Origin of the sequence: Parazoarcus communis, assembly GCF_003111645.1 — a bacterium.
In the GTDB taxonomy this organism is placed as follows: Bacteria; Pseudomonadota; Gammaproteobacteria; order Burkholderiales; family Rhodocyclaceae; genus Parazoarcus; species Parazoarcus communis_A.
In genome coordinates this window covers 245,810-267,635 of record NZ_CP022187.1, presented here as the reverse complement: position 1 = coordinate 267,635, position 21,826 = coordinate 245,810, and the positions used below count along the sequence as shown (strand labels likewise).

The 21,826-nt window shown below is 63.5% G+C and carries 20 protein-coding genes and 1 tRNA gene; 11 read left to right on the top strand and 10 right to left on the bottom strand.

Annotated features, from left to right (window positions below; translation table 11 throughout):
- Positions 1–104: 104 nt before the first annotated feature.
- From eno to CEW83_RS01285, 3 genes are all read right to left on the bottom strand, one after another.
- A complete protein-coding gene (gene eno / locus CEW83_RS01295) occupies positions 105–1,388 on the bottom strand; it encodes a phosphopyruvate hydratase (protein ID WP_108947730.1) in 1,284 nt (427 codons plus the stop codon).
- 131 nt (positions 1,389–1,519) lie between these two features.
- The gene (kdsA, locus tag CEW83_RS01290; RefSeq protein ID WP_108947729.1) at positions 1,520–2,359 is read right to left on the bottom strand and encodes a 3-deoxy-8-phosphooctulonate synthase; all 840 of its coding nucleotides are present in this window, start codon (positions 2,357–2,359) and stop codon (positions 1,520–1,522) included.
- Between the two features lie 11 nt (positions 2,360–2,370).
- Positions 2,371–4,008, bottom strand: coding sequence for a CTP synthase (locus tag CEW83_RS01285; protein ID WP_108947728.1), 1,638 nt, complete (start codon positions 4,006–4,008; stop codon positions 2,371–2,373).
- Between the two features lie 136 nt (positions 4,009–4,144).
- Between CEW83_RS01285 and CEW83_RS01280 the strand changes: the two genes are divergently transcribed.
- Positions 4,145–4,840, top strand: a complete 696-nt coding sequence (locus CEW83_RS01280) for a DsbA family oxidoreductase (protein ID WP_332871098.1) — start codon at positions 4,145–4,147, stop codon at positions 4,838–4,840.
- A 1-nt stretch (position 4,841) separates the two neighbouring features.
- Here CEW83_RS01280 and CEW83_RS01275 read toward each other — a convergent pair whose 3' ends face one another.
- Positions 4,842–5,228: a DUF2237 family protein gene (locus tag CEW83_RS01275; protein ID WP_108947726.1), complete on the bottom strand. Its 387-nt coding sequence runs from the start codon at positions 5,226–5,228 to the stop codon at positions 4,842–4,844.
- Positions 5,229–5,610: 382 nt separating this feature from the next.
- On the opposite strand from CEW83_RS01275, the gene CEW83_RS01265 reads away from it, so the two are divergent.
- The 7 genes from CEW83_RS01265 (at position 5,611) to CEW83_RS01245 (ending at position 10,072) form a co-directional block, all read left to right on the top strand.
- Entirely contained in the window at positions 5,611–6,339 is a 729-nt protein-coding gene (locus CEW83_RS01265) for an EAL domain-containing protein (RefSeq protein WP_108947724.1), read from the top strand.
- Between the two features lie 124 nt (positions 6,340–6,463).
- A complete protein-coding gene (locus tag CEW83_RS01260; protein ID WP_420094111.1) occupies positions 6,464–7,111 on the top strand; it encodes a response regulator in 648 nt (215 codons plus the stop codon).
- 211 nt (positions 7,112–7,322) lie between these two features.
- A complete protein-coding gene (locus CEW83_RS21275) occupies positions 7,323–7,601 on the top strand; it encodes a hypothetical protein (protein ID WP_234418950.1) in 279 nt (92 codons plus the stop codon).
- Positions 7,602–8,031: 430 nt separating this feature from the next.
- Positions 8,032–8,868 carry a hypothetical protein gene (locus CEW83_RS21270; protein ID WP_234418949.1) on the top strand — a complete coding sequence of 279 codons (837 nt, stop codon included), beginning with the start codon at positions 8,032–8,034 and terminating at the stop codon, positions 8,866–8,868.
- Complete coding sequence (locus CEW83_RS21265) at positions 8,823–9,311, top strand: sensor histidine kinase (protein WP_234418948.1); 489 nt, start codon at positions 8,823–8,825, stop codon at positions 9,309–9,311. The genes CEW83_RS21270 and CEW83_RS21265 overlap by 46 nt, the downstream gene beginning before the upstream one ends.
- Positions 9,308–9,691, top strand: coding sequence for a response regulator (locus CEW83_RS01250; protein ID WP_108947723.1), 384 nt, complete (start codon positions 9,308–9,310; stop codon positions 9,689–9,691). Before CEW83_RS21265 ends, CEW83_RS01250 begins: the two co-directional genes overlap by 4 nt.
- Positions 9,692–9,706: 15 nt before the next feature.
- A complete protein-coding gene (locus CEW83_RS01245; RefSeq protein ID WP_108947722.1) occupies positions 9,707–10,072 on the top strand; it encodes an Hpt domain-containing protein in 366 nt (121 codons plus the stop codon).
- A gap of 7 nt (positions 10,073–10,079) precedes the next feature.
- On the opposite strand, the gene CEW83_RS01240 is transcribed toward CEW83_RS01245, so the two are convergent.
- Positions 10,080–11,333 (bottom strand): HD-GYP domain-containing protein, encoded by a 1,254-nt coding sequence (locus CEW83_RS01240; RefSeq protein ID WP_108947721.1) that lies wholly within the window; start codon positions 11,331–11,333, stop codon positions 10,080–10,082.
- A 224-nt stretch (positions 11,334–11,557) separates the two neighbouring features.
- On the opposite strand from CEW83_RS01240, the gene CEW83_RS01235 reads away from it, so the two are divergent.
- The 3 genes from CEW83_RS01235 (at position 11,558) to CEW83_RS01225 (ending at position 14,561) form a co-directional block, all read left to right on the top strand.
- A tRNA-Ser gene (locus CEW83_RS01235) sits at positions 11,558–11,648 on the top strand.
- Positions 11,649–12,225: 577 nt separating this feature from the next.
- Complete coding sequence (locus CEW83_RS01230; protein WP_108951118.1) at positions 12,226–13,218, top strand: zinc transporter ZntB; 993 nt, start codon at positions 12,226–12,228, stop codon at positions 13,216–13,218.
- Between the two features lie 482 nt (positions 13,219–13,700).
- Positions 13,701–14,561 carry an isocitrate lyase/PEP mutase family protein gene (locus CEW83_RS01225; protein WP_108947720.1) on the top strand — a complete coding sequence of 287 codons (861 nt, stop codon included), beginning with the start codon at positions 13,701–13,703 and terminating at the stop codon, positions 14,559–14,561.
- Between the two features lie 154 nt (positions 14,562–14,715).
- Here the strand turns inward: CEW83_RS01225 and CEW83_RS01220 are convergent, their stop codons facing one another.
- From CEW83_RS01220 to CEW83_RS01200, 5 genes are all read right to left on the bottom strand, one after another.
- Positions 14,716–14,946 carry a thioredoxin family protein gene (locus tag CEW83_RS01220; protein ID WP_108947719.1) on the bottom strand — a complete coding sequence of 77 codons (231 nt, stop codon included), beginning with the start codon at positions 14,944–14,946 and terminating at the stop codon, positions 14,716–14,718.
- Positions 14,947–14,985: 39 nt separating this feature from the next.
- Complete coding sequence (locus CEW83_RS01215) at positions 14,986–16,305, bottom strand: permease (protein ID WP_108951117.1); 1,320 nt, start codon at positions 16,303–16,305, stop codon at positions 14,986–14,988.
- A 290-nt stretch (positions 16,306–16,595) separates the two neighbouring features.
- Positions 16,596–19,109, bottom strand: a complete 2,514-nt coding sequence (locus CEW83_RS01210) for an ABC transporter permease (RefSeq protein WP_108947718.1) — start codon at positions 19,107–19,109, stop codon at positions 16,596–16,598.
- Entirely contained in the window at positions 19,093–19,791 is a 699-nt protein-coding gene (locus tag CEW83_RS01205) for an ABC transporter ATP-binding protein (protein ID WP_108947717.1), read from the bottom strand. Before CEW83_RS01205 ends, CEW83_RS01210 begins: the two co-directional genes overlap by 17 nt.
- 168 nt (positions 19,792–19,959) lie before the next feature.
- On the bottom strand, positions 19,960–21,507 hold the full coding sequence (locus CEW83_RS01200; protein ID WP_108947716.1) for an SLC13 family permease: 1,548 nt from the start codon (positions 21,505–21,507) through the stop codon (positions 19,960–19,962).
- Positions 21,508–21,826 lie beyond the last annotated feature (319 nt).

Genomic DNA, 21,826 nt, shown 5'->3' with positions numbered 1-21,826 from the left:
GACATCAGGCGCCAAGAACAACATTCATAGAATAGACAAAAGGCCGGCGGATTATCCGTCGGCCTTTCCTCTGGATCAACGCGGCCGCAGCCGCGTCAGCCGGATCAGCGCAGATTGTAGAACGCGCGCGTGCCCGGGTAGCTGGCCGTATCACCGAGATCTTCCTCGATGCGCAGCAGCTGGTTGTACTTGGAGATGCGGTCCGAACGCGACAGCGAGCCGGTCTTGATCTGCATCGCACGCAGGCCGACGGCGATGTCGGCGATGGTGGAGTCGTCGGTTTCGCCCGAACGGTGCGAGATCACTGCGGTGTAACCCGCCAGCTTTGCCATTTCGACGGCAGCAAAGGTTTCGGTCAGCGTACCGATCTGGTTGATCTTGATCAGGATCGAGTTGGCCACGCCCTGCTCGATACCTTCGGCAAGAATACGGGTGTTGGTCACGAACAGGTCATCACCCACGAGCTGGACCTTCTTGCCCAGACGCTCGGTCAGGTGCTTCCAGCCGGCCCAGTCGCCCTCGGCCATCGCGTCCTCGATCGACACGATCGGGAACTTGTCGCACAGGGTTGCCAGGTAGTCGGTGAAGCCTTCGGCGGTCAGCGACAGGCCTTCGCCCTTGAGCTCGTACTTGCCGTCCTTGTAGAACTCGGAGGCAGCGCAGTCGAGTGCCAGCAGCACGTCACGACCCGGCTCGTAGCCGGCGGCGATGATGGCTTCCTGGATCAGGTTGAGCGCTTCTTCGGTACCGGACACATTGGGCGCAAAGCCACCCTCGTCACCCACGGTCGTGGGATAGCCCTTCTTGTCGGTGATCTTCTTCAGGTGATGGAAGATCTCGGCGCCACAGCGCAGGGCTTCGCGGAAGCTGGTCATGCTCACCGGCATGATCATGCATTCCTGGATGTCCAGGCTGTTGTTGGCGTGCTCGCCACCGTTGATGACGTTCATCATCGGCACCGGCATCACCATCGGGCTCGCACCGCCGAAATAACGGTACAGCGGCAGGCCGGCTTCTTCGGCAGCTGCCTTGGCCACCGCCATCGACACCGCCAGCATGGCGTTGGCGCCCAGGCGGCCCTTGTTCTCGGTGCCGTCGAGTTCGATCAGGGTGCGATCGATGAAGGCCTGCTCTTCAGCGTCGAGGCCGATGATGGCTTCAGCGATCTCGGTATTGACGTTCTCGACCGCGCGCAGCACGCCCTTGCCGAGGTAGCGCGCAGCGTCACCGTCACGCAGTTCGATGGCTTCACGCGAGCCGGTCGACGCACCGGACGGCACTGCAGCCCGGCCCATGACGCCGGATTCGAGCAGCACGTCGGCTTCGACGGTGGGATTGCCACGGGAATCCAGAATTTCGCGGGCGATCACATCAACGATTGCACTCATTTTCGTTCCTGTTTCAGTTACGGATTTTGAATCTGTCGTATCCCGACCAGACACATGCGGCGCGAATTAGACACTGTATCCACGAGTCATGTCGACTGCGGCAGTGCACCATTGTGCCTGCAACGCACGCATCAGAGCATCTGTTCGAGCATGGGGCCGGCCTTGACCAGCGCATCAATCTGCTTCAGCGTGGCCAGCAGTGCCTTCATCTTGGGCAGCGGCCAGGCGTTGGGGCCGTCGGACAATGCCTTTGCCGGATCGGGGTGGCTTTCCATGAACAGGCCGGCCACGCCAACGGCAACCGCCGCCCGCGCCAGCACAGGCACGAACTCGCGCTGACCACCCGACACCGAGCCCTGCCCGCCCGGCAACTGCACCGAGTGGGTGGCATCGAAGACGACCGGGCAGCCGGTTTCGCGCATGATCGCCAGCGAACGCATGTCGGAGACGAGGTTGTTGTAGCCGAAGGACACACCGCGCTCGCACACCATGATGGTGTCTGCGCCGCCATTGGCCTCACGGGCCTTGTCGACGACGTTCTTCATGTCGCCGGGGGCCAGAAACTGCCCCTTCTTGATATTGACCGGCTTGCCCGAGGCAGCCACGGCGTGGATGAAGTCGGTCTGGCGGCACAGGAAGGCAGGCGTCTGCAGCACATCGACGGCGGCCGCCACGGCGGCGACCTCTTCGATTGCATGCACATCGGTGAGCACCGGCACGCCGAGCTGCTTCTTGACGTCGGCTAGGATCTCCAGCCCCTTGTCCATGCCCATGCCACGATAAGACGTGCCCGAGCTGCGGTTGGCCTTGTCGTAGGAAGACTTGTAGATGAAGGGGATGCCGAGTTCGGCGCAGATCTCCTTCAACGCCCCGGCGGTCTCGAACGCCATGTCGCGCGATTCGATCACGCACGGCCCGGCGATCAGGAAGAAAGGCTTGTCGATACCGACGTCAAATCCGCAAAGCTGCATGCCGTACTCCTTCAGTTCTTGGAACGCTTGCGCTCGATCGCCGCCTTGACGTAGGCGGTAAACAGCGGGTGCCCCTTGCGCGGGTTGGAGGTGAACTCGGGGTGGAACTGACAACCCACGAACCACGGGTGCACATCCGCCGGCAGCTCGACCATCTCGCACAGATCGGTGACCGGCGCACGACCGGAGACGATCAGGCCCTTCTCTTCGAGACCGGCGAGCAGCGTGTTATTGACTTCGTAACGGTGACGATGGCGCTCCATGATCTCGCCAGCGCCATAGATCTGGCGTGCCAGGGTACCTTCGCTGATCTGGCAGACCTGCCCGCCAAGGCGCATCGTGCCGCCAAGGTCAGAATCCGCACTGCGCTTTTCGAGCTTACCGGTGCGATCCTTCCATTCGGTGATCAGGCCGATCACCGGGAACGCAGTATCGCGCTCGAACTCGGTCGAGTGTGCGCCTTCCATGCCGGCCACGTCACGTGCGAACTCGACCACGGCCAGCTGCATGCCGAGACAGATGCCCAGATACGGTACCTTGTTCTCACGCGCATAGCGAATGGCTGCAATCTTGCCCTCGGTACCGCGCTTGCCGAAGCCGCCGGGCACCAGGATGGCGTCCATCTTCTCGAGCGCAGCGCAACCGTCGCGCTCGATATCCTCGGAGTCGAGGTAGTGGATGTTCACCTTGGACTCGGTGTGCATGCCGGCGTGGTTGAGCGCCTCGATCAGCGACTTGTACGACTCGGTGAGATCGACGTACTTGCCCACGAAGGCCACGTCGACGCTCTGCTTCGGATTCTCGAGCGCGCGGATGAGGTTGTTCCACACGCGCAGATCGGCCGCACGAGCCAGGATGCCGAGCTTGTGGCAGACGATCTCGTCGAGCATCTGCTCGTGCAGCATGCCCGGAATCTTGTAGATCGAATCGGCGTCGAGACACTCGATGACGGCTTCCGGCATCACGTTGCAGAACAGCGCGATCTTGCGGCGCTCGTCGGCCGGCACCGGACGGTCGGCACGGCACAGCAGGATGTCGGGCTGGATGCCGATCTCGCGCAGTTCCTTGACCGAGTGCTGGGTCGGCTTGGTCTTGAGCTCGCCCGCCGTCGGGATGTAGGGCAGCAGCGTGAGATGGATGAAGCAGGCCGCGTTGCGCCCTTCTTCGATGCCCATCTGGCGGATGCTCTCGAGGAAGGGCAGCGACTCGATGTCACCCACGGTGCCGCCCACTTCGACGATCGCCACGTCTGCGCCTTCGGCGCCACGTTTCAGATAGGTCTTGATCTCGTCGGTAATGTGCGGGATGACCTGGACCGTCTTGCCCAGATACTCGCCGCGACGCTCCTTCTTGATCACGGACTCGTAGATCTGCCCGGTGGTGAAGTTGTTGCGACGCCCCATCTTGGCACTGGTAAAGCGCTCATAGTGGCCGAGATCGAGGTCGGTCTCCGCACCGTCTTCGGTCACGAAGACTTCACCGTGCTGGAACGGACTCATCGTGCCCGGATCGACGTTGATGTAGGGGTCGAGCTTGAGATGGGTAACCTTGATGCCGCGGGACTCGAGAATGGCACCAAGTGAAGCCGCTGCGATGCCTTTGCCCAAGGAGGACACGACACCGCCTGTAACGAAGACGTATTTAGTCATGGGAACTGTGCTGCGGGAAAGCGCGATGATAACCGATCACCCTCCCCCGAGTCAGCACCCGGCACTGTGAAAAAACGTTGCGCCATGTCATCGCACCGTCGAAACCGCCACCGCAGTGCGTCAGACGTGTGCTAGCGTGTTGAGCCTGATCCACCCTGAGCCCGCACGGGCCTTGAAAATGCTGCTCAACATCGACCTCGTTTCCGATTTCGTCTGCCCCTGGTGCTATATCGGCAAGGTGCGCCTCTACAAGGCCATCGAAAGCCTGCGCTCCGAGCACCAGACCCTTGATTTCCGTATCAACTGGCTCCCCTACTTCCTCAACCCCAACACGCCCCCCTCGGGCGAGACTTACCGCGCCTTCCTCGAAGCCAAGTTCGGCAGCGCTGCCGAAGTCGATGCCCTGCATGCACGTGTCGCCGAAGCCGGCGCGCCTGACGGCGTTCACTTCGACTTCGACCGCATCGCGATCCGCCCGAACACCATGCTTGCCCACCGCCTGACCTACGGACTGCAGGCCCGCGGTGCCCGCCAGGAACGTATCCGTGCGGTGACCGACGGCGTGTTCGAGGCGCACTTCAACCTGGGAAAAAACATCGGTGACGCCGAGGTGCTGGCGGACATCGCCGCCGCCTGCGGCGAGAGCCGCGAGAGAACGCTCGCCTATCTCGAGTCGGGCGAGAACCTGACCTCCGTGCGGCGCATGGCCGAGCAGGTGCAGAAACAGGGCATCAGCGGGGTTCCCTTCTTCATCATCGACCGCAAACTGGCGCTGTCGGGCGCACAGTCGTCGACGGCAATCGGCGCGGCCATCCTTCAGGCACTGGGCTGACTCACCCTCCCGACCCGGTACGCGCCCCATAGGCATGCGCCTTGAGCGTATCGAAGTCGACCAGTTCCAGCACCGCCTCGTTGGTCGCCTCAAGCACCACGGGCGGTGCAGCCCCCGCATCCAGTGCCTCAAGCCAGCGCAGAGCACAGAGACACCAGCGATCCCCCGGCTTCAGACCGGCGAAGCGGTACTCGGGCCGTGGTGTCGACAAGTCGTTGCCGGCAGCTGTCGAAAAAGCGAGAAAGTCCGCGGTGACACGGGTGCATACGAGATGCAGGCCACTGTCGTCGGGCCCGGTTTCGCAGCAGCCCGTGCGATAAAAGCCCGTCAGCGGCGAGTAACTGCAGGCCAGCAGCGGGCCACCAAGGACGTTGCGTGAAGAAGACATGATCGGGCGTCCTGCACAGATTGCGTGAACCCCTAATTTCCAACAAACGGGCCCCGCGGGCAAGGCCGATTTGTACCAGACAGTCAAACTGAGTCAAATAACCCCGCATGTGTCGGCCCGCACGATGTCAATAAGTTGCAATCGGGACAAAATGCACGTCGAAGCGTAATCACGTCACGTCAACAAACGGCATTTGCGCAAGAACGGCGCGTGGCCTGCCATCCGTTTCTCTCCGACGTCCGGGGTTGCAGGTCCGCCCGGAGACGCTGCATGAACGAACCGACTACAACAAGATTACTGGTCGTCGATGACGACCCGGTAACCCGCAGCCTGCTGCACGGCGTGCTGAGCAAGCAAGGATACGAGATCGTCGAGGCCGCCGATGGCGCAGCGGGCGTTGCTGCATTCGCCGAGTGCCGGCCGCCGCGGCGAAGGCCGCCTCGACATCGAGCTCCGCCTGCAGGTTCAGGTCGCGCAGCGCCTGAAGAAGCTAGAACTACTGGGTGGCGACGTGGCACGCGTCGGGGGTGACGAGTTCGCGGTACTGCTGTGGGGCGCAAGCGAAGACGAGCTGCGCCACCGGCTCGAGCAGGTCCTCGAAACGCTCGATTATCCAGTGCATGTGGATGGGCAGGAGGCCTTTCTGTCACTGACCGCAGGCATCGCCCTCTACCCGGTGCACGGACACGATGTCGAACAGCTGATCAACCTCGCACAAGAGGCCCAGCGTTCGGCCCGTCATCAGGGCAAAACCGTCGAGATGGCCAGCCAGCAAGCTTCGCATAGCGCGCTTGCCGCGCTCGATATCGAGCCTGCGCTGCGACGTGCGCGGGAAAATGATGAGTTTCATCTCATCTATCAGCCGCAGATGGATCTGCGTAACGGCAAGATCGTGGGCGCAGAGGCACTGTTGCGCTGGCAGCATCCTGAACGCGGCCTGATGTCGCCGGTGGAATTCATTCCGGTGCTCGAGTATCTGCTCCGCATTCCCCTCGACACCAATCGGCTCGAAACCTGCGTTCTCGTTCATTTCGTCTCCAACGGCTTCCGTAAGAAGCCTCCCCGCGAACAACCGAAAAAAACAGAATCGCGGCAATCACTTGCAGGCTAATGCCAGCACGGGATGCAGCCTCGACCACGCCGAAAAGCTCACGCACAATGTCATATTCTCTTGGCGCCAGCCACAAATAACTGCTATTTTTGACGTTGACTCCAGTTATTGGCAATTAACGATCATGGCTTCTGCCGACAACCCTTCAGAGTTCATCAGCACGGCCCAAGCTGCGCGGCAACTCGGCCTGTCGCTGGGTGCTGTCCAACAGATGGTCGAGCACGGCAAACTGGTCGCATGGAAGACGGCCGGGGGTCACCGCCGCATCAGGCAGGATTCGGTTGATGCCCTGCTTTCGAACGTAACCCCCCAGCCTGCAGCGGCCGCGCCGGTTGCCCGCCCGCACGGCGACAAGCTGAGCATCATGGTGCTCGAAGACGACCTCCTGCTGCAGACCGTCTACCGCGAAACGATGGCAAAGTGGGGACTGCCACTCGAAATCCAGATGTTCGGCAACGGCCTCGACGCACTGCTGGAAGTCGGGCGCAGCATGCCGGATCTGCTGATTGCCGACCTGAGGATGAGCGGCCTGGACGGGTTCCAGATGATTCGTCGCCTGCGCGACAATCCGGCGACCCAGGATCTGCCTATTGTGGTCGTCTCGGTGCTGTCACCCGAGGAGATCGCCGCCGAGGGTGGACTACCGGACGACGTCACCGTTTACGGAAAGCCGGTTCCCTTCCGCGAGTTGCACGGCTACATTCAGGCACAGATTGCACGCATTCGCCGGCAGCGCAACCTTCGGACTGTAACCAGCCAGCCGCCAGCCTGACCCCGGCGGCCGGGACTTCACGTTTGGCGCCCCTACGCGCGTTCCGGCCAGCTTCCCACTACTGCGCAGCCACGGGGGCGCGCGCTTCAGCCTCAGGGCCAAGCTGATCGGCATCTTCATCGCAATCAAGGTCATCCCGCTGCTGCTTGCGTGGTTCGCCTGGACCGCCGTACGCGACCTCGGCCAGTCAGTCACTGACGACGCACAGGGCATGGCAGATACCATGCGCGACACCCAGCAGCGCACGGCCCGGACCGCAATCGACGATGCAATTGCCGCGCTGGACGATCGCTCCCGCGAAGCAATCGAAACGCTCACAACCAATACCGCACGCATTGTCGCCCGCTTCCTCCACGATCGCGACAAGGATGTTCTGCACGCGGCCAGCCTGCCGACACAGTCCGACGCATACCACCGCTTCATCACGACCCATGTGCGCGAGCTCGAGGGGCACGGCCCTTACCGGCCAATGGCGGACGGACGCGCGTGAGAGCCAAGCGAACAGATCACGCGCGCGCCCACGCAAGTCGGTGCGCCGCTCCCCGATAACGCCACGAACTTCCACTATCGCGAACCCGAGGTCACCGGGCGCATGCCCACACGACCGCTGTTCCTGGAGATCACTTTCATCGGACTCGACGACAAGGAGCAGCTGAAGGCGGTCGCAGACACGGCGACCGAACTGCGCGACGTCAGCGCACGCGAGCACAACTTGCTCCATGCCGAAACCTGCTGGCGCGACTTGCAAGCACTGAAGCCTGGCGAGATCCATGTCTCGAACCTCGTCGGCGAGCAGATCCGAACAGACTGGATCGGCCCCTGCACGCCCGCAGTGGCTGCCCGGAAAGGGCAGGCATTTGTGCTGGAGCGCTCCGGCCAGGCCGGCCTCGAAAACCCGGTCGGCAAAACGATTTCGCGGCATGATCCGGTGGGCGACGCCGGTGGAGCGGGACGGACAGATCATCGGCTACGTCCCCCTCGCCCTCGACCATGCCCATCTAATGACGTTCACCGACTCGCTGCGCCCCACCCCCGAGCGCAGATCGGCGATTGCCGACCCGGCATCGGTAAACTACGCCTTCATGTGGGGCCACCTGGGCCGCAGCATTTCGCACCCTCGTGACTACTTCATCGCCGGCCACGCCGCACTGACCGGCGAGCGGCCCGCGCCATGGCTCGACACCGAGCTCTACGCGCAGAGGAAACAGAGCGGTCTACCATGGGAAGCATTCGCAGCCGCCCCCCCCCTCCGCGATCAGCGCATCAGCCGCGACCCCCACCCGGAATCCACGGCCTGTGGTCTCGTTGCACTGGACTGCCGCTATCTCCACTTCTCGCCACAGTGTTCGGGCTGGAATGATCTCACTGCGCACGGCGGATCGGGCTCTTTCGTCATCGTTCTCAGCGGCTTGCAAGAGCTCACGACAGCGGCCGCCATCCCCTATTACACGGGGCGTTTCGGCAACTCGCCGCGCGGCTTCGGGTTCATCACCATCGGCGCCAATGTCGAGGACTTCCACCGCGCCGCCACCGCATCCGCCGAACGTATCGGTGCGATGACCGCCGAATCCGACACGCTCATGGCGCTGCAGCGCGACAGCCTGGTGAGCGAGATCCGGTCCAGTCTGCAGCGCACGGCGGCTGGTCTGTCGCTGTCGACCGCCTTGATGACGAGCTCGATCTGGCGACAATCGAGGCCGGGCGCCTTGAGATGCGACCCGAACCCATCGGCCTCTGCGAACTCGTGCGCAGCGTGATCTCAATGCATGCGATGAGTGCAGCGGGCAAAGGGATAAGCCTGCATGCCGAACTGCCGCCACAGAGCCCGATCGAGGCCGACCCGCTGCGGCTGCGCCAGGTGCTGAACAAGCTGCTGTCGAACGCGATCAAGTTCGCGCCATCGGGTGATGTATGGCTCAGCCTCGAAACCACGCCGGACTGGATCACCCTCAGCATCCGCGACAGCGGCGTCGGCATTGCGCCCGCCGAACTTGAACACATCTTCGAACCCTTCGACCGCACCGAAAACTTCCTCACCCGCACCCAGTCCGGAGCCGGCCTGGGGCTGTCGCTGGCGAAGAATGTGGTCAGGCTGATGGGCGGACATATTGAGGCAAACTCGGAAGAAGGCGTAGGATCGTGCTTCCGGATAACCATTCCAGCGCGCGCAAGCCTGAACACTGACCAGGAAACAGCATGAGCGCCCTCACCTTCATCGTCGACGACAACTCCATCAACAGGAAACTGGCGAGCGCGCTAATCAAGCGCCTTGGGTGGTCGACCGAGGAATTCGACGGCGCCGAGCCGATGCGGGCACGCCTCACCACGGTTCGCCGGGTCACCATGCTGCTCGACACTTCCATACCTGGCATCAGCGGCCTCAGCGCCTGCGAACGCAGCCGTGGCAATCCCGACTGGTCGGATCTGCATATCGTCGCCTGCACCGCGCATGCCATGCCGCACGAACGCGACCGTTTTCTGAATGCCGGCTTCGATGACATCCTGATCAAACCCGTCAACCTCACCACGATGGCGCAGGAGGTCGGCAGCGCCGACACCCCGCGCGCACTTCGAGCCTGAACGAGCGAATCCACCATGCCCCATCGTTCCAGCAAGTTCAAACACTTCAGCCCCAAGGCCATGCTTGAGGACTTGATGGACAGCCCGGAAGTGGTGCAAAACGTCCTGACCTACTTCATCTCGTGGCAGGACGACGTTGCCAAGGAGCTGCTCTCGGCGGCAGATCCGGCCGACACGCTTCGCCTGCAACGCATCGCGCACTCGCTTCGCGGCACCCTGGCGCAGCTCCACGCAGACACCGGCGCACAGCTTGCCAGCGCGCTCGAACTCACCTGCAAGCAGGCCGCCACGGTGCCCCCCAGCCTGCCCAACGACCTGCACGCCGAACTCGTCGCCGTCGCAAACGAAGCGAACCTCTACCTGCAAGCGAGCAAGCACTAGCCCCGGATCAGAACGAAGGCAACGGAAACTCTGACGAGGCCAGCCGCAGGCACGCCTCCCGCTCGCGAATCAGCACCGACAGTACCTCGCCGTCCAGCCGCCCCTCGACCACCATCGAGGTCATGCACAGAATCACCTCGTCCAGCGTAAGTCGCGGACGGTACGGCCGATCCTGCAGCAAGGCCTGAAAGATGTCGGCGACCGACAGAATTCTGGACTCGAGTTCAATCTGGCTCGCATCGCGCCTGAACGGATAGCCCTCACCAAGCAGATTTTCGTGGTGGGCACCGGCCCACCGCGGAATAGGCGTCTGCGGAAAGAGCTGCATCAGGATGCGGTAGGTATCGTAGCTGTGGCGGGTGATGTACGCATGCTCCTCACGGGTCAGCGCACCGGGCTTCGCGATGATGTCCTCTGGCACGCGGAGTTTTCCGACATCGTGCAGCAGTCCGGCAATCTCGATCATCACGAGATCGTCACCGCCACGCCCCATCACTGCTGCGAGGTGGCGGCTGATCGCAGCAACCCGCCGCGAATGGTCGTCGGTGTAATGGCTCTTGGCATCAATCACCCGCGCCATCAGCCCCGCCAGCTCACGCAGATCCTGCACTGCAACCAGTGCCGGCGGCGCCTGTTTGCATCGTGACGACAGTTCTTCGTCCAGATAACCGGGCTCCATCGACAACCAGAACGCCTCGGACGCCGCCGTTCGTGCAAACGCCTCCACCAGCACAGGCGCAAACTGATGCCCCGACAGCGGTCTGAGACGCTCCACGATCTGGTGACTTTCCCAGACGATATTGTTGTGCAGGTGGCCGCCACTCAGATAAGGCGTAAGCAGCACATCGGCGCGATCAACCAGACAGATCAGGTTGGCCTCAAGCGCCGTGTCGGGCGCAAGCCCCGACACCTCCGCCAACTCGCTCCAGTTGCGGTGGTGGTACCGAACGATGTCGCGAAATCCGGACAGCGCCGGACATGCCTCAAGGTAAGCCGCTCCCCGCACGCAATGCGCCTCGGCACCGTCCCACTCCAGCGAATCATTGAGATGGCGATCTTCCCTGACATGGGACACGCCGTAGTCGTGAAGCATGCCGGCATGCAACATGTGCCTGCCGCGCGCCTCCGACCATCCCAGCGTGTGCGCGACGAGAGAAGCCATATGACCAACACGCTTGCCGTGCTGCATCGCGTCTACACCCACGTAATCGAGTGAGTTTGTCAGGGCCAGAATCGCATCGTGGAGATTCAGCTTAATCATCACGAAGACCTTGTTTTACAGGCATGCCCGGGCAAAGCAGAGCAAAATACCGAGAAATGGGGATTGAGTTACCCTGCATTCTAGCCGCCATTTCACTGAGTGCAGTTCTCATTCTCAACAAAGAGGATGAACGGGCGCGCGGCGCCCCGAATGCCCACTACAGAAAAAGATCCCGGGAACCCTTCCCCTGGGCAACCGAACCCGCTAGAATGCGCGGCTTCCACGGAGAGGTGGATGAGTGGTTTAAGTCGCACGCCTGGAAAGCGTGTTTGGGATAATATCCCAACGCGGGTTCGAATCCCGCCCTCTCCGCCAGAACGCCAGTAAACACGCCCACTTCAGGGCGTTTTTCATTTGTGCCCCGATCTCCCACCGGGCATATCAAGATACTTAGGGACGAGCGGCAACTGACGCTTGACGCCCAGCCGTCCGCGAGGCCCGCCACCAAGCGCTGTGGCCGCACGTAAGAACCTCTCCGATTCACTTCGAGCAGTGTGCCGAAACTCCCTGATCGCGCGGGACTTCCATCACGCACTCACCGGCCACGCTGACGACCGTGACGGCGAGGATGAAGGCAGAGCGGGAGATAGGCACGGGGTGGGTTTCTAGCTTGATACCACGCACGCTCAGTTCCACAGGATCGAGATTCCTTTTTGCACCCCGCGACGGACACGTTTTTTGGGGCGTTACGGGCTGATTCTTCGATGAAGGACTGGTATCACAGCGCCAGTGAGGTGAGCACAGGCGCCCCACGGTCAGGTCTTTGTTGGTTGCGGCTGCACATGTGCCTGTGCATTATGGCCAGCCCTTTGCGGAAGCTGTCGATCAAACGACTCTGACCCCTTTGAACTTGACCCCTTTGAACTTTGAATCCAGTGATCTGGAGAATGCCGTGGGAAGCAACGAAAGCAACGACGAAGACGGTCTGGTGTGCGCCTACCTGCAGCAGCCAGACGGCCGCTGGCAGGCTACCGGCTGGGACGGCGTGCGTGCCTGGCGACCTGGTGACGGTCTGCTGTGGATGCACTTCAACCGGAAGGCCGAGGCGACCCGGTCGTGGCTGCAGGGGGGCAGCGGGCTGGATGCGCTGGTGGCCGACAACCTGCTGGCCGAGGAGACGCGGCCGCGCGCGCTGACCATGGACGGCAACCTGCTGGTGAACCTGCGGGGCGTCAACCTCAACCCCGGCGCCGATCCCGACGACATGGTGTCGCTGCGCATCTGGCTCGAACCCGGGCGCATCGTGACTTCCCGCCGACGCCGGCTGATGGCCATCGACGACATCCGCGAACAGATCGCCCGGGGCAAAGGGCCACGCGACACGGGGGATTTTCTGGTGGAGGTTGCGGGACTGCTGGTCAACCGCTTGTCGCCCGTGATCGAGCAACTCGATGAGGCAGCGGACGACCTGGAGGAACAGGTGGTCACCGGAGAGCGCGAGGAAGTGCGGACCCGGCTGGCTTCGCTGCGGCGCCAGGCCATCAGCCTGCGGCGCTACCTGGCGCCACAGCGCGAGGCCCTGTCGCGCATCCTGGGGGAACCTGTTGAATGGCTGCACGAGCGGCACAAGGCTCAGCTGCGCGAAATCTCGGACCGCACCATGCGCTACGTCGAAGACCTCGACGTCATTCGCGAACGCGCCGCCGTGATCCAGGACGAGGTGGCCAACCGCGTGGCCGAGTCGATGAACAGGAACATGTACATGCTCGCCATCGTCGCCACCATCATGCTGCCGCTGGGTTTCATCACCGGCCTGCTCGGCGTCAACGTGGATGGCCTGCCTGGCGCTCAGGACACGCCTTGGGCGTTTGCCGCGCTCAGCGCCTTCCTGCTGGTGCTGGTGTTCCTGCAGATCCTGGTGATGCGCCGCCTGAAATGGTTCTAGCGGTCGTCACTACCTGATCGGATTTCGCTTCTGCTGCGTCAGACGCTGCCGTCATACCCCCCGGGCTTGTGAGTTCGCCGTCAGCTCCCGCCATTCCCGTCGCCCCGGCTGTTCCAGATTGAGTGGGGGTTCGCGTTTCTGGGCTTGGACAATCGGCAGCTGCGACATCTTTAGTCATCAAAAGGGGCAGGAAGCGGACGCTACTGCCCCAAGTGCTCAACATGAGAATGTCTGACGTATGTCACCACGGGGCTTCCCCCGTGATCCCCCTGCCCCGTCGGCCAAAGTATTGGATGGGCATCCAAGGGGACGCCTCAAGCGCTGAGGCCGCTCTCTCAGTTTGATTACCGCCGGTTTGGCCGGACTCCACGAAGTTCGTCTAAGCTCCGTGGTTCATTTGAAAGCCGGTGCGAACCAGCCCGCTTCCTGATGGAATACGGGGTGAGCGCCCCCAGCCGTTTGTTCAGACCAAGGAATTCACCGTGTCGACCCGCAAGAAACTCAAGGAACTGGTTGCCGCCAAGCGCGGCGTCATCGTGCCGGGCGCGTTCAATGCGCTGTCGGCCCGCGTCATCGCTGATCTCGGCTACGAGGCCATCTACATCACCGGCGCTGGCGTCACCAACATGTGGTACGGCATGCCCGATCAGGGTTTCATGGGCCTCGCCGAGATCGCCGACCACACGGCGCGCATCCGTGATGCCGTCGACGTGCCGCTCATCGTCGATGCCGACACCGGCTTCGGCAATGCACTCAACGTCTACCACACGGTGCGCACGCTGGAGCGTGCCGGGGCCGACTGCATTCAGCTCGAAGACCAGGTGGCGCCCAAGCGCTGCGGTCACTTCAACGGCAAGGACGTGATCTCGACCGAGGAAGCGGTGAGCAAGATCAAGGCTGCGGTCGACGCCCGCCGCGACGAGAATCTGCTGATCATGGCGCGCACCGACGCCGCCGCTGTGCATGGTTTCGAGGCCGCCGTCGAGCGCGCGCAGAAATTCGCCGATGCCGGTGCCGACATCCTCTTCGTCGAAGCCGTGACGACAGCCGAGGAGATTCGCGCCTTGCCGCAACGCTTGGCCACACCGCAGCTGATGAACATGGTGATCGGCGGCAAGACGCCGATCTTCAGCGCAACCGAACTCGGCGAACTGGGTTTCGGCATTGTGCTCTATGCCAATGCCGCGCTTCAGGGTGCCGTGATCGGCATGCAGAAGGCACTGACCGTGCTGCGCGACGAGAAACAGCTCCTCGAATCCAGCGGCCTTGTCACGCCATTTTCCGAACGTCAGCGCCTGGTCGGAAAACCCGAATGGGATGCCCTCGACAAACGGTACAGCTGATTGATTCCGGCCGCTTTGGTGCGGCCGGTTCTCCCCTGTTCCGCCACTCCATCCGGGTGCAATGGCGAAGAAGCGGCGTACCCCCATCGTTGCACCAGGCAGCGCGCAACGACAGGGGCAGACTCAAGTCAGACTTGTGCCCGCCCCTTGAAGCTCAAGCCAGCAGTTGCTGGACCTCGGCTGCAGTGGCGACCTTGCCCTCAATTACGATCTCTCCATCGATCGCCAGTGCCGGGGTGCGCATGATGCCCGCATCGATGATGGCATTGGTATCGGTCACTTTCTCGACCTCGTATTCAAGCCCTTTCGCATTTGCTGCTTCTTCTGCATTTGCCGCCAGCTGTTTGCATTTGGCACAGCCGCTGCCGTAGATCGTGAATTTCATTTTCTTTCCTCACTGTTGCCATACATCTGGTTGAAGGAATCAGGACCAGTTGCCATAAACGAAGCCGGTGATGGTGGCCATCACCACGACCAACGCACAATAGACCGCTGTTTTCTCCGTACCAAGGATGGTGCGGATCACCAGCATGTTCGGCAAGGACAGCGCGGGCCCTGCCAGCAGGAGCGCCAGCGCCGGCCCCTTGCCCATGCCAGCCCCCATCAGTGCGTCAACGATAGGGACTTCGGTCAGGGTCGAGAAGTACATCAGCGCGCCCAGGACCGAGGCAATGACCGTGGAGCTCAGTGTGTTGTCACCCACGGCCGCCGCGACCCATTCCGAAGGGATGATGCCCTCGTGACCGGGGCGGCCGAGCGCGAAACCGGCAACGAATACCCCGCCCAGCAGCAGCGGCAGAATCTGCTTGGCAAAGTCCCAGCTCTGCACCGACCACTCGCGATCCTGCTCGCGCAGTGCCGAAATGATCATCAGACCCGCAATACCGATGGCAAAGGGCAGCTCTGGAGCACTCGGCACGATCACAGCCGCAATCACCACTGCGGCAGTGAGCATCAGCAACTGATTGACAGGCCAGTGCCAGCGCCAGATCAGCAGGCCGGCCAGGGCCGCGGAGAGCAGTGCCGTAATCTGCCACTTCCATGCGTAAATCTGCATCCAGGTTTCGCTGTCGGCTGCGGCCCAGTTGGCAAAGACCAGCACGCCGACCATCAGTGCGAAAAAGACCGCAATCACACTCATGGGCTTGTCTGCTTCATCGCCACCAAATCCGCGACTGTTCTTGACCGTTCGCTGCGCCTCTTCCTTGCGATAGATCAGGTGCATGATCGTGCCAATCACCAGTGCAAACAGAATGGCCCCGACCGCACGGGCAATCCCCATCTCTGCTCCCAGCACCTTGGCGGTGACGACGACAGCCATGATATTGATGGCGGGTCCTGAATAAAGAAACGCGATCGCCGCACCCAGCCCCGCGCCACGCTTGTAGATGCCACCGAACAGGGGCAGGACCGTGCACGAACAGACCGCAAGCAGCGTGCCCGAAACCGATGCCACCCCAAACGCCACCGGCTTCGAGGCCTCGGGCCCCAGGTAACGCATGACCGCCCCCTGACTGATATATGCCGACATTGCACCGGCAATCAGGAAGGCAGGCAGCAAGCACAGAATGACGTGCTCTCTGGCGTACCAGTTGGTCAGTCGAACCGCCTCAAGGACGGCATTGTCGAAGCGGGTCGTTCCGGCGGGAACAAAGTAGATCAGCAGAAAAGCCGCCAGCATGAAGAAAAGCAGGTTGCCTTCACGAGTATTGCTGGCGTACAGCTCTCGCAATCGCGTGGTCATCTCAGAACTCCTTGACTGGACCATCAGTTGAAGCGTCTCACTGATGGAGACGAACACAGTCGCAAAAGGATGCAGAAAATTTTCGGGTCGGGCTGCCAGACCGCACTGCCCGATCATCCTCAGTCACTTATCCAGGTGCACGACGGGAGGATCCTCATCATGCTGGCGTCACGTTCGATCTTGCAGGCAGCACTGAACAACCGGACCTTGAGATTGCGCGCGTTGCATAAAGCATAACCCTTCAGGGTCGGCTTCGTGCAGCCCCCTTGTTCGCGCCAGCGCCCCTCCCCCTACGCGCCGAAGCCGCGCAAAAGCACCGCCGGCGACAGGCGAAGTTGCCGCATGAGGTGATGCGCCCCCAGGCTCAGGGCGACGGTGCTGACCACAGCGGCCACCAGCCCCCCGATCCACCAGCCGAGCGCGGTGTCGAGTTGCAGTCGGTAGTGCAGCAGCAGCCCTGCCAACGCACTGCCGACGGCGGTCGCAAACACCGTGGTCACAAGCGCAAGCAGCAGGTACTCCAGATGCAGCGCAGCACGGATCGCGCCGACGCGCGCGCCCAAGGTGTGCAGCAGGGTCGCCAGGTAGATCTGCCGTACCCGGCTCGCCGCAACCACACTGACCAGCACCAGCAGGCTTGCCAGCAAGGTGACGCCGCCGACCGCGCTCAGGGCCGCGGCAGCCCGGGTGAGGATGGCGCGCGCCTCATCGAGCAGCATCGCGGTGCGCACCGTGACGACGCTCGGCTGCGCTGCGGCAATCCGGTTCTGGGCGGCGACCGCCTCGCCCGCGTCCATGTAGGCCATGCCCACGTAACGCGTGATGAAGGGGTCCAGCACACCGTCGGAGAAGATCGCCTCCAGCCACAGGCGCGACTGGAAGCGCTTCTGCGCATAGATCGCGGCCAGCTTCGCGCTCACGCGCTCGCCCATGATGTCGAATTGCAGCGTGTCGCCGACCTTCAGCCCGAGCTGGTCGGCCTCGCGGTCCTCCATGGCGACCAGGGCGGGTCCGCGATAGTCGTCCGGCCACCAGTTGCCGCGCGTGACGACGACCTGGTCGAAGTTGTTCTGCAGCGTACTCATCTTCTGCTCGTCGCTGGCTTCGAGGCGGCGCCGGGCGTCCGTGCTGTCGCGCAGCGCCTCGTCGCCGACGCCGGCCAGGCGACCCAGCACCAGCGGCGCGAGATCGAGCTGACTCAGACTGGGCGAGGCTTCGACGAGCGCGCGGAACTCGTCCTTCTGTGCCGCGCCGATGTCGTAGAACACCAGCGCCGGGGCCCGCTCGGGCACGGTCTCCTCGATGGTCAGGAGCAAGGCATGGACGACCAGCGTGGAGGCCACGAGCAAGGTCAGCGCCGAGCCCAGCGACAGCAGCGTGGGGCGGAGCGGAGAGTCCGGCCGGTACAGGCCGGACAGCGCGATGCGCAACGTAAAGCGGCCAGCCAGCGCCGGATGCCCGGCCAGGCGCCGTGCGAGCGTGCGCAGCAGACGCACCCCGCCCTCGAGCAGCGCCAGGACCAGCAAGAGCGCAGCGATGAAGGCGACGCCGAGCAAGGGGTCGGGCATCGCCACCAGCAGCAGCGCGGCGGCGACCATCGCACAGCCCGCCGTCAGCCACCATGCGCGCGCAGGCGTGTGGGTGACCACGCCGAGCACGCCGCGAAAGAGCGCAGCCGGATTCACCGTGAGCGCGCGCCCAAGCGCGGGCAAGGCGAACAACAGCGCGATGACCACACCGAACAGCACGGCCATCAGCGACGGACCGATGAGCATGGTCCAGTCATCGGCCAGCGGCAGGCGCTCGGCCACCACGCCGGTGCCGACAAGCGCCAGGACACCGCCAAGCAGAGCCCCGACCACGGCAGAAGCGCCACCCAGAATCAGGACCTGCAGCAGATAGACCGCCGCGAGCCGGCCATCGCGCAGGCCGAGCGCACGCAGCGTGGCCAGGGTGCCGAGCTTGCCCTGCAGGTAGGCCTGCACGCTGTTGAACACGCCCAGCCCACCAATGAACAGCGCGCTGAAGCCGATCAGCAGCACGCCCGAACCAATCTGACCGAGAACTTCGCCCAGGCGCGCATTGCGCTCGATGAAGGTGCGCACTTCGGCCTCACTGTCCGGGAATGCGTCGAGAAAGGCGATCCGCCACGCGTCCGGCTCCTCGTCCGTGCGCACACGGTAGCGATAGGCGGGCCTGCTTCCAGGCTGCAGCAGGCCGGTGGCGTCGAGGGCTGCGGCCGAGATCAGCACCGGCGGCCCGCTCCAGTCCGCTCGCAGGCTGCGGTCGGGCTGACGCACGATCAGGGCACGCACGTCCAGGCTCGCATTGCCGAGCTCGATCCGGTCTCCCGGCGCCAGGCCAAGCCGGTCCGCCAGCACACGGTCGAGCACCACGCCGTGGTGCCCGTCGCGCTCAGCGGTCGCCTCCTCCAGCGAACGCTCGGGGGCGAAGCGCAGCGTGCCGTACAAGGGGTAGGCATCATCGACGCTCTGCAGTTCGACGAGTTGGGCGTCGCCACTCCCGGTGATCAGCATGGTGCGGAATTCGATCAGGCGCGAGACCGCCCCGCGCGCCCGCATCCATTCGAGCATGTCGTCGTCGAGCGGGGCGCGCACACGCACCTCGAGGTCCCCCCCGAACAGCGCCCGCGTGTCGGCAAGAAGGCTCGCGCTGACCTGCCGGTACAGGCCGCCGCTGGCCGCAATCAAGGCCACGCCCAGGCTCAGGCAGGCGCAGAACACCCACAGCGTGCGCCCGCCGCCGCGCAGATCACGCCAGGCAAGACTAAGCAGGCTGCGCATCGCCGGTCTCCGGGGCCGCGTTGCCCTCGCTGAGGCGGCCGCCGGAAAGTCGCAGCAGGCGGTCGCAACGGGCGGCAAAGCTCATGTCGTGGGTCACCAGCACCAGCGTGGTGCTGGTTTCGGCGTTCAGATTGAGGAGCAGCTCGCCAATGTCCGCCCCGGTGCGGCCATCGAGATTGCCTGTCGGCTCGTCTGCCAGCACCAGCTTGGGCTCATGCACCAGGGCGCGGGCGATGGCCACCCGCTGCTGCTCACCACCGGAGAGCTGTCCCGGGTAATGGTCCAGTCGCGCACCCAGGCCGACCTTGTCGAGCATCGCCCGCGCGCGCTCGCGTGCGTCGCGCCGCCCGGCGATCTCCAGCGGCAGGGCGGCATTGTCGAGCGCCGTGAGGCTGGGCACCAGATGGAAGGACTGGAACACGATGCCCAGGTGATCCCGGCGCAGGTCGGCGAGCTGATCGCGATCGAGACCGTCGAGCGATCGGCCGTCGAAAACCACCGAGCCCGAGGCCGGTCGCTCCAGGCCGGCGAGCAGGAGCAGCAGCGACGTCTTGCCGGTGCCGGACGGACCTGCGATCGCGACCCGCTCACCGGCACGGATGTGGAGATCGACATCGCGAAGAATGTCGATGCGCGTGCTGCCCAGCGCGTAGTGCATGCTGAGCCGGTTCAGACGAATCATGAGGCGACCCTTGTTGGCGTGGAAGTGGGATGACTCCGGGGTGCCACGGAAGTTCGGCAGCGCAGCAAAACCGGCGCGAGCGAGGCACCGGCGCGTGCGACGATCGTCACCGCGCCGCACCGCGCTTGCCGGCCGCTGCCTGAGTGCCCCCGGCGGCGGCAGCTACGATCAGAACTTCAGTCCGAAGACGAAGCCGCCCAGCAGAACGAAGAGCCCGAAGGACGCGGCGATGGCCACCAGGTTCAGCAGGAAGCCCGCCCGCACCATATCGCTCAGCTTCATTTTCTCGTAGGAGAACACGATCGCATTGGGCGGTGTGGCAACCGGCATCATGAAGGCCATCGACGCCGCCAGCGCCACCGGAACGGTGAGGATCCGGGGATCGAGCCCGAGCCCCACCGCCACCGCGCCGAGGATCGGGAGGAAGGTTGCCGTCGACGCGGTATTGGAGGTGATCTCCGTCAGATACACGATGGCCACCGTCACCAGCAGGACGAGCATGATCGTGCTGATCTCGACCCCCGCCACCGCACCGCCGATCCACTTTGCCAGCCCGGTGGAGCCGAATCCGCTGGCCAGCGCCAGACCGCCGCCGAACAGCAGCAGGACACCCCATGGCACGTTTCGCGCCGCCTCCCAGTCGAGCGCAAACTCGCCCCGCGCGCGCGAAATCGGCACCGCAAAGAGCAGCAGCGCGGCGGTGAGCGCGATGATCGTGTCGTCCAGCGGCAGGCCGGTCAGCTTTGCCAGCGGGCCGCGGAGTATCCAGCTGGCCGCCGCCCCCAGGAAGACAATGCCGACCAGCTTCTCGCCACGCGACATGCTGCCCAGCGCAGCAAGCTCCTTCTCGACCACGCTTCCGGGGTCATCGATGGCGATACGGTGAGCGGGAAACAGCAGACGGGTCAGGATGACCCACGCAAACGGCAACATCACCGCCACGACCGGCACACCAATCAGCATCCAGCTGAAGAAGCTGATCTCGATCTTGTACGTGTTCTGCAGAAAGCTCGCCAGCAGCGCGTTGGGGGGCGTGCCGATCAGCGTGCCCACCCCGCCGATGGAGGCGCTGTAGGCGATGGCGAGCATCAGCGCGACGCCGAAGTTGCGGACCATGGCCTCATCATCGGTCTTGCGGGCAACGAAATCGATCACCGAGAGGCCGACGGCGTACATCATGATGGTGGTTGCGGTATTCGAGATCCACATCGAAAGAAACGCCGTCGCAATCATGAAGCCGAGGATGATTCGCGACGGCGACGAGCCGACCACGCCGACGATCCTCAGTGCGATTCTGCGGTGCAGACCCACCCGCTGCATCCCCGCGGCAAGCAGAAAGCCGCCCAGGAACAGGTAGATCAGGGGGTGTCCGTAATTGGCTGCCACCGGGCCGATCTTGTCGATGCCCAGCAGTGGCATCAGCACGATGGGGAGCAGCGCAGTCGCCGGGATCGGTACCGACTCGCTGAGCCACCAGATCACCATCCACACCGCCATCGCCACCAGGCGCCATGCCTCGACCGGCATGCCTTCGGGTTCCGGAGTGAGCAGCAGCAGGATGGCGACGATCGGCCCGGCCAGCAGGCCCGCCAGGCGCAGTCCGTTCAGCGGATGGTTCGAAACCGGCGGACGCTCCTTGTACTCGGGGTTGCGCTGATCTCCCGGTGCGAGGACGTCCTCGTCATGGGCGTGAACGCCCGGTTTCTCGGTGGCCATTTCGATTTCTCCTTTCTGTGCGATCTTCGATTCTTTCGAATCGCATGCCCCGCAGCGAAACAGGGTCTATCGACTGCAGACAAGGCAAGAGCGGCGATCACGAAAACAGTGGATCTTTCATGTTAGCCCCATATGCGCCGATCGGCCGCGCCGTTCTGCCGCCCCTCGGCGACTTCTGCATTCGACGGATATCAACCATGGTGAAACACAGACCTTTGGGGTCAGCACGCCGGAGTTGCCCCGCGGCTCAAAGACTCCCGCCAAGCTCAGCAACGGGGCGCACCACCAATGACGTCCCGATTCTCACGCAGATGGGTGT

Excerpts from the sequence above, each read along its gene's own strand:
- eno (WP_108947730.1), bottom strand. The coding sequence starts at position 1,388 with ATGAGTGCAATCGTTGATGTGATCGCCCGCGAAATTCTGGATTCCCGT.
- CEW83_RS01275 (WP_108947726.1), bottom strand. The coding sequence starts at position 5,228 with ATGTCTTCTTCACGCAACGTCCTTGGTGGCCCGCTGCTGGCCTGCAGT.
- CEW83_RS21275 (WP_234418950.1), top strand. The coding sequence starts at position 7,323 with ATGGCAGATACCATGCGCGACACCCAGCAGCGCACGGCCCGGACCGCA.
- CEW83_RS01220 (WP_108947719.1), bottom strand. The coding sequence starts at position 14,946 with ATGAAATTCACGATCTACGGCAGCGGCTGTGCCAAATGCAAACAGCTG.
- kdsA (WP_108947729.1), bottom strand. The coding sequence starts at position 2,359 with ATGCAGCTTTGCGGATTTGACGTCGGTATCGACAAGCCTTTCTTCCTG.
- CEW83_RS21265 (WP_234418948.1), top strand. The coding sequence starts at position 8,823 with ATGCGACCCGAACCCATCGGCCTCTGCGAACTCGTGCGCAGCGTGATC.
- CEW83_RS01240 (WP_108947721.1), bottom strand. The coding sequence starts at position 11,333 with ATGATTAAGCTGAATCTCCACGATGCGATTCTGGCCCTGACAAACTCA.
- CEW83_RS01260 (WP_420094111.1), top strand. The coding sequence starts at position 6,464 with ATGGCTTCTGCCGACAACCCTTCAGAGTTCATCAGCACGGCCCAAGCT.
- CEW83_RS01265 (WP_108947724.1), top strand. The coding sequence starts at position 5,611 with ATGGCGCAGCGGGCGTTGCTGCATTCGCCGAGTGCCGGCCGCCGCGGC.
- CEW83_RS01210 (WP_108947718.1), bottom strand. The coding sequence starts at position 19,109 with ATGCGCAGCCTGCTTAGTCTTGCCTGGCGTGATCTGCGCGGCGGCGGG.
- CEW83_RS21270 (WP_234418949.1), top strand. The coding sequence starts at position 8,032 with ATGATCCGGTGGGCGACGCCGGTGGAGCGGGACGGACAGATCATCGGC.
- CEW83_RS01245 (WP_108947722.1), top strand. The coding sequence starts at position 9,707 with ATGCCCCATCGTTCCAGCAAGTTCAAACACTTCAGCCCCAAGGCCATG.
- CEW83_RS01205 (WP_108947717.1), bottom strand. The coding sequence starts at position 19,791 with ATGATTCGTCTGAACCGGCTCAGCATGCACTACGCGCTGGGCAGCACG.
- CEW83_RS01250 (WP_108947723.1), top strand. The coding sequence starts at position 9,308 with ATGAGCGCCCTCACCTTCATCGTCGACGACAACTCCATCAACAGGAAA.
- CEW83_RS01285 (WP_108947728.1), bottom strand. The coding sequence starts at position 4,008 with ATGACTAAATACGTCTTCGTTACAGGCGGTGTCGTGTCCTCCTTGGGC.
- CEW83_RS01200 (WP_108947716.1), bottom strand. The coding sequence starts at position 21,507 with ATGGCCACCGAGAAACCGGGCGTTCACGCCCATGACGAGGACGTCCTC.
- CEW83_RS01215 (WP_108951117.1), bottom strand. The coding sequence starts at position 16,305 with ATGACCACGCGATTGCGAGAGCTGTACGCCAGCAATACTCGTGAAGGC.